At 40.7% G+C, this 6,042-nt stretch carries 5 protein-coding genes; 2 read left to right on the top strand and 3 right to left on the bottom strand.

Annotated features, from left to right (window positions below; all coding sequences use genetic code 11):
• Positions 1–669 (top strand): transposase (locus ABFC98_06900; GenBank protein ID MEN6445757.1); only part of this gene is annotated, 669 nt, incomplete at its 5' end.
• Between the two features lie 390 nt (positions 670–1,059).
• Entirely contained in the window at positions 1,060–2,730 is a 1,671-nt protein-coding gene (locus ABFC98_06895) for a C10 family peptidase (GenBank protein ID MEN6445756.1), read from the top strand.
• 114 nt (positions 2,731–2,844) lie between these two features.
• On the opposite strand, the gene ABFC98_06890 is transcribed toward ABFC98_06895, so the two are convergent.
• The 3 genes from ABFC98_06890 to ABFC98_06880 all read right to left on the bottom strand — a co-directional run bounded on the left by ABFC98_06890 (position 2,845) and on the right by ABFC98_06880 (position 5,236).
• Positions 2,845–3,207 (bottom strand): hypothetical protein, encoded by a 363-nt coding sequence (locus tag ABFC98_06890; GenBank protein ID MEN6445755.1) that lies wholly within the window; start codon positions 3,205–3,207, stop codon positions 2,845–2,847.
• Between the two features lie 225 nt (positions 3,208–3,432).
• A complete protein-coding gene (locus ABFC98_06885; GenBank protein MEN6445754.1) occupies positions 3,433–3,660 on the bottom strand; it encodes a hypothetical protein in 228 nt (75 codons plus the stop codon).
• Between the two features lie 13 nt (positions 3,661–3,673).
• Entirely contained in the window at positions 3,674–5,236 is a 1,563-nt protein-coding gene (locus ABFC98_06880) for a T9SS type A sorting domain-containing protein (protein MEN6445753.1), read from the bottom strand.
• Between the last annotated feature and the right edge of the window lie 806 nt (positions 5,237–6,042).

Genomic DNA, 6,042 nt, shown 5'->3' with positions numbered 1-6,042 from the left:
TTTGTCATTCGTGGCAAGGGTGATCGAGCTGTTAAAGAAGGATTAGAAGAAATCAATTTCAATAAAATCGTAAACGAAATGGAGTTCAAGTATGAATTGCCTGGACTCAAAGCAAATGAAGTATTTCACTGCGCCACCAGAAGAATCAATGTCAGAACCGATGACCATCCCAGTAAAAAATCAAATACAGTAGAGATTAGTTTGGTTGTATCGCGTATCTTTAGAAAAGGTTTTAAAACGAGAAATGATTTTTATCTATTATGCGATTTTGCAAGCCAGGATATGCTTGATTTGGAGCTGGTTGCAAAAGCAATAGCTGTTTACAAAAAGCGTTGGGCAATTGAAGAAGTTCATCGTCAAATGAAGCAAAGTATGAAATGGGAAGCCATGAGATTGGGTAGCTATCAAGGTATGAAAAATCTTAATGCTCTTATGACATTAGCATTGTTTTTCATCTATATGTCTAAAAAGTATATTGCCCAATTCGCCGTTGGATTCCCTAAAATAATAAACTATAAAAAAGAAGATTTATCTAGGCCTAAAGAATTTATATACTACAGAATAGCTGAAGTACTTTCAGAATGCATTAAATTTATTGTCCAGTATAAACGGAAACTTAGCTTAGCAGAACGTATCGACCAACATCAAATGAAAATAAGGCTCCTGTAAAAAAAAATATGGGAATGCCAATAGCAGAGTTCTATTGACAAAAAATGCTTTTACTGGGATTTACGCTTAAAATGTGGGGCTATAGCTCAGTTGGTAGAGCGAATAGTTCGCAATCATTAGGCCAGGGGTTCGAATCCTCTTAGCTTAACCAAACTTTCATGATACTCGGTTTCATTCCGGGTTTTTTGTGCTCTACCAGATCGTAACCCGCGAATCTAAGCATCTGTGTATCAGGATCAAAGAAAGCTTACCTCAATATAGTGTGCAGTTTCTTCAACACAATAATATCCTTCACTATAGCAAAGCGCAGATCAATCCTTGACAATATCCCCTCTCCCACAGAATTGCGCAAAATCATTGAGCCAAACAAGATAATATAAAGAGGACCTTATGAAAAAGTTCTTATGTCTCCTAATTGCCCTTTCTGCCTTCCTGCTGAGTGCAAATACTATAAGCGAACCCAGAGCAAAGGCATTGGCAAATTCCATCTTGAGCCTGCAATCTGGATCACACTGTATTTCGGAACTTGAAGTCTTGCGTTTGGAACAGACTGATCTCGCCTATATATATGCTTTGAAACCTACTGGATACATGGTAATCTCCGCCCATGATACGCTTCCTCCTCTCGTTGCATACTCCGTGGATTCCGATTTCGGCTTTCGGAACACCGACAATCCTCTGCGCACAATCCTGAAAGCTGACCTTAGCCAACGCTTGCAATTGAATGATGTTTCTTGTACAGATGCATGGCAACGAGCTGAAAGTAGCCCTCGTTCCATAATGCTTGTAAACGACTATTTACTGAATACAAATTGGAATCAGACCGCTCCCTGGAACGCCATGTGCCCGCTTGATCCCATATCCAATTCCCGCAGCGTAGCGGGCTGTCCCGCTGTCGCAATGGCTCAGATAGTAAACCATCTCCAAAGCATGAATAACACCCGCTTTGACGATAGTGATGATTATTACCACGCTTTTTCCGGAAGGAACTATACCATCGATGATGACTTCGAAACAATGGATTTTCCCCCTTTCCCGGAATTGAACGCCTATCTGGATCAAGTACAGACCGCTTTCAATCACGATGAGCTTCCCTCTTCAGAGCTTCAGGCTGCCTTGGTCTTTGCTTGTGGAACCGCTTGTAAGCAGATTTATTCATCCCAGGTTTCCGGAACTCTTTCTGTGAATCAGGCTTATGCCGCTTTCCAGAGATTCGGTTTCCCCAATGTTGAGCTTTTGGGACCGGAACATCCCCAACTATACACCAGGATGATCCAGAACATTGAAGAAGGCATTCCTCTTCTGCTGGCAATGGTGACTCCTGCAGAAGATGCCGGACACAATGTAGTCGTAGATGGCTACAACGAGGGCATGTATCACCTCAATTTCGGTTGGGGCGGCCAATACAACGGATGGTATTCTCTCCCGGAAGGCGTTCCCTACAATCTTACCGTGGTTGAGGGAGCAGTGATTGATCTGCAACCTGCCATCACTATGATTGGTGTGCCCGATGCTCTGGAAATCGTCTCCGGAGGCAGTCAGCAACTTGAAGTAGTGAACCTCAGCGCCTTGACCATGCAATTGGTCGATCTGCAGGTAGGCACTGAATTGAATGCCGCTGAGTGGCAGATATCTCCCGCTCCTGGCATTGCTACCATCGAAGCCTATGGGTCAATAGTCTTTAGCATTACTAATCTGGTACCCACCCGCGACATCATTGAAAGCACTATCCGTCTGGTCTTCGATAATGCCTGGCTGGAAATCCCCATAGTCTTCCACAACAGTTCTGCTACGGATGACTCCGAATATACTCCGGTCTGCGTAAGTATTCTGACTAGCCCCAATCCCTTTTCCCAGAGCTGTGAATTCCACGTATCTGGTACCAAATCCCCCATCAACGAACTGCGTATATACAACTTGAAAGGACAATTGGTGCACCAATCCCACCACAATATATGGGATGGACGGGATTCAATGGGCCAATCCTGCCCTACTGGACTGTATTTTTATAGGATTAAAGGGGAAGACTACTCAAAGAGTGGTAAGTTGATCAAACAGTAGATCAAATCGGCATAGCCCCGATAATAATCTGCAGTTAGCAACACCATCAGCAATCACTATAAATCCTCACCCCAAACATCAAATCGACCTCGCTTGGTGGGATTGTATCCTTTTTTAGCCCCCTTCCTGCTTTCCATAACGGGTGATAACAGTGGAATCAAAACGCAATGTGTCCTTTTCAATCTTGGCATCTTCAAGCACAGGACGCAAGAAGTACTGGCTTATATTTTGCAAAAGAGTTTCAGTTAGAGACCTGCAATTGTACTTGTTCCAGTATCTGGCTATACCAGTGGATGACTTGACTAAACGATCTACCCTAAAACAGCACTCAATTATCTTGCTTCCATTCTTCATATAATAGATTTGAGAAAACTTGGTACCACCGTTTAGAACGGATATGAATAGTGATATGAGTTTGGAATACACGCCAGTTAAGTTATTGGAAGTTTCCTGAACCGGATATATCTTCTCAACCAATTCCCTGAATCCTATCTTATCGAAGAATCACGAGAATATCGTCGCAGTTCCACCCCATGAAGTTATCAATTTGGGGCTAAACTCAATTTTTACTTGATCCTTTTTGTGCTTCTTTTTCGATAGTTTGTGTTGCATATTTTTCTCCTTTTCTTGTTTGTTTTTTTTCGATTTCTAATCATTACTAAAGGCGAATATATGCAACACTTTTCTTTTAAAGTTGGGATACTACTGCATTATTTGGGATAAATCATAATACTTGTAATCAATTGCACCTAATACAGTGTTAAGGGAATCAACAGCTGCGTTTCCAGTAATAACGACACCATCTTGAATTTTGGGGTTAAGGCTATTAGGAAACTCAATTACTATTGAGCCAGAGCTGAATTTCTCAGAAACCCCGTTAAGTAAAACAACTGACTGCATGCACATGCTCAATATCATGATGTACTTCATGATAACCTCCTTCTTAGTGTATTGCTATGAATCTAACGGGTTTAATCCCTTTATGATTGCGAAATTTAGCAATATATACACCTGCACTTAGAGCTTCACCGTTATGATTATGTAAGTCCCACTGAGCGCAGCCGTCAGAGTCCAGTTTTACCGTACTCACTCTCTGGCCTCTAATGTTATAAATATCCAATTCCATAGGATGTTTTATCGAAGCTTTGAATTTAATAACATCCTTCACGTTTACAGGATTGGGATATACCGATAGAGTGAGTGCGGGGGGAGTTGCGGTTTCATCAACATTTGAAACTGACAACTCAACATTAAATGTAAATATTCTATTATTGTCTATGAAATACAGCTTGTCATCATAGGCGAAAGACATGCTCGTTGATGGGATATACACATGAGGAGCGGGAAAAGTAAATGTATGTGTGACAGGAAAATCTAGTGTGCATAAAGCACTGAGATAAATAGATTCCACCAACCTCACCGAGATTACTACGATGTTATCATTTATGCCATTGATCTTAGGCCTTAGATGGCCGAAGCAAGACCAATCGCTTGACACCGGATTAGATTCCAGCGGGCTGAAGTTCATATACAGATATGTCTGGTCTTCAAGATAATCATAATATGACCTAAGAATTCTATCATCGCCAAACCTAACAAATCTGGCATCGCTCTCGTTTAGTGACCCTGGGGCTGGAATAACGTAATAATGCAAAGAGTCGGGTGAAGGAAAATGACACTCTAAATATGCTTCATCATCTGTTATACCGGGATTAGGGATATAGAATCTCTCATTTACAAAGTTGAAATCATGATTAAATGACACTCCAATAGTACTTTCGCCAAACCATGGATCTGTTACTGTTTCAGTAAATTGATAAATCCCTTGAGAGTCATATATGATCCATGTTTCAGGGACAGTGTCATATCCCATCATAGAGTCCTTAACATACATAAAATGACCATCTGGCATGGCATATACTCTCTTATCCTGTTCTGGAGTGCATTGATATACATCTCCATCCAGAAGCGTTTGACTTGTATCGCTCGTAAAATCGTAATAAATAAGACTGTCCTCCAGGGCAAAAATGAAAGTATCTTCAGCTACAATCTCTGTTTGAAACAAAGCACTAAATCCAGCACCAAATCCCAGATCATCAATGATTCTGTACAACAAGTTATTGGCATCTAGTCTGAGCAATACTAATCCCTGAGGGTTGTAACTATCTGGATACTGATAAACACTATAGAATTTCCCAAATCTTTGAGTCATGAGTCCATACTGGCATTCCCCCTGGATTCCTGTAACATTGCCAATTTGCACTACATCTGTAATGGCATTAGTCTGCAAATGATATTGAAAACCAGTCACTTGGATAATACCGACATCAGTATTTATTTTATAAAATTGCAAATCACCATTCGGGAGTTTGATCACCTCATCATAAGGGTATGGGATTGGAAATGAGTTATCTAAAGTAATCACAACGTTAGGCTGTTGTGCAGATAACATAAACACAGTTATACATTGGAGCAATGCCAATGCCACCACCTTTATCACTTTCATCTGATCCTCCATTCTGTGATCTTACTGCCTCATTGTTATGTGATGCTACATCATTACTAACCAAAGAACAATTTGTAATAATTGAACTCCCTTACCATGACTACAATTTAATGCTATTCTATGCCCATATCTATGTCAAGAACTTTTTGTCTTTTTTTGTCTCATCCTTATGCATCTGTATTTGCGTTAATACAGGGGAGTGGCTTCCTTGCTCTGATATAGTATCCAATACTACACGCAAGGAGATACGATGGAAGCCAAGCTACTGGAAAGCATCAAAGAACAAATGGTTAGACAAGAAGCTCTGCAGCTGAAACCCCATCGTCATGCATCAGGATAAGTTGACTGCCTGATTGAACCATCTCCTCCAGCGTTGTCTGTCCTTTGCGATTTTTGTTTTGCCTGGTCATTTTGAACTCCTTCTCGGTTACCTGACTGTTGATTTGTGGGCGCTACTATGCACCCCTCGCAAAGGTAGTCAAGTCCTTTCCACTCAATACGATAAGGAAACTGCAAGTATCTTCATTAACAGAAATACAGCCCTTGCTCACAAGGAATACATCCTACAGGCACTACATATAATGCCCTCCGATATATGGGAACACCACTTAGTGTCTCCCACATTTTTTGGGAATTTCATTTGAAGTTTCTGTGATAAAAGTTTGAAGAAATGGTGATAAAAAATACCATCCTCGGATACTCCAGTTGTGACCTAATTTCCACGATTTGAAGTTTTGGTGATTAAATTTGAAGTTTTCAGTGAGGGTTTATAGCAAAAAATTTTTTTAGCACTCTCACTTTTCGAT

Source organism: Candidatus Cloacimonas sp., assembly GCA_039680785.1.
Classification (GTDB): domain Bacteria; phylum Cloacimonadota; class Cloacimonadia; order Cloacimonadales; family Cloacimonadaceae; genus Cloacimonas.
Note: the sequence above shows the minus strand (reverse complement) of the source record. Positions and strands in the feature narration are given on the sequence as shown.

Excerpts from the sequence above, each read along its gene's own strand:
- ABFC98_06895 (MEN6445756.1), top strand. The coding sequence starts at position 1,060 with ATGAAAAAGTTCTTATGTCTCCTAATTGCCCTTTCTGCCTTCCTGCTG.
- ABFC98_06885 (MEN6445754.1), bottom strand. The coding sequence starts at position 3,660 with ATGAAGTACATCATGATATTGAGCATGTGCATGCAGTCAGTTGTTTTA.
- ABFC98_06880 (MEN6445753.1), bottom strand. The coding sequence starts at position 5,236 with ATGAAAGTGATAAAGGTGGTGGCATTGGCATTGCTCCAATGTATAACT.